Below are 1,229 nucleotides of genomic sequence, written 5' to 3'. Positions count from 1 at the left end.
AACACATATGAGCCTTCTGCCTGTCAATAGGCAATAACATCCTATTGGCTGCGTGAGCAGCCAATGCTCTTCGAACAACAAAGTTATCTACTTCGCTTTGTCATTTCGGTCATCAAGCATTGCTTACGACAAACACATATTGAGGATCTCTTATTGCGGTCTCGCCGCTGCCAACCATTATTGGTTGGGTCACTAGACACTTATCGGTTAACCCCTGCAGGCACTATTCAAAAAAATGGTTAAACTGTTGTTTTCCAGTTATCTTCAGGCTCAGCCAAGGTGTAAACAACTTTGCTGTTCGTTGTTAGGATGCGCACCAATGAAGCGGCTAATCAAAGCAAGCGGGCTTGGACTACCTGACACAACCGACCGTTTCGGGCTTAAATCCCAGTAAATTTGAGTCAGTGACGTGTTCTCACTCAGCACCAGTTAGATTTTCAGCTCACTTCATTGTGCGACTTATTGCGGTAAAAACCGTTTTTCATCAAACACCGTTTTGTCCCTCAGCATGAAGTAGACACATCGCCCTAGTTTATGAGCCAACGCTGATAGCGCTTTGGCTTTGCTCATGCGTTTTTGCAAGCGTTGAATGTATTTCTTGGCGGGTTCATTGCCTCTTAAATAAAGAACCGCCGCTTCCGAGAACGCCCATTTTAAGTAGGCGTTCCCAATCTTGTTTCCGTTGGTTCCTTTTTGTTTGCCCGCTGATTCAGCTTTGCATTTGACTAACCGTGAGTAAGAGGCAAAGTTTTGCACCGACGGGAAGCGTTCAATATTGCCGATTTCATACAAGATAGTGAGGGCGAGAATGCGACCAATACCAGGCACAGTCTGGATAAGGTTGTAATCTTGAGCGCTGTGCTGCTTGGCTGTTTTTTCAATAAAGTGTTCTACGCTCGCTAATTCCTTGGTGTAAAAGGCGATGACATTTAAATCCATATCGATACTTCGATTGATTGAGGGCTCATCGAACTGATTGCGTACTTGTTCACGGGCACATGGGTAGCGCAGCTGAACGTTGTGGCTTTGCTGATTGTATTGGCTAAATGTGTTGGCAACGTGGGCTTTGAGGTCAGCGCCATGGCGCATGATTTTGGTTCTTCGTCGCAGTAAATCTCGTGTTGCTCGCATGGCTTTAGGGTAAACATAAGCGATAGGGAAATTACCGCCGCGAAGCAGGGACGCAATTTTGTAAGAATCGATGCGATCGTTCTTCGTTTTACCTCCGT

Annotated in this window: 1 protein-coding gene; it reads right to left on the bottom strand. The window is 45.7% G+C overall.

Going from position 1 to position 1,229, the window contains the following annotated elements; translation table 11 throughout:
- Positions 1-459: 459 nt before the first annotated feature.
- On the bottom strand, positions 460-1,229 hold a 770-nt coding region (locus KIV40_RS15305), incomplete at its 5' end, for an IS110 family transposase (RefSeq protein WP_285350043.1).

It is taken from the genome of Vibrio sp. D173a, from assembly GCF_030248475.1.
This window is presented reverse-complemented; position numbering and strand designations above follow the sequence as displayed.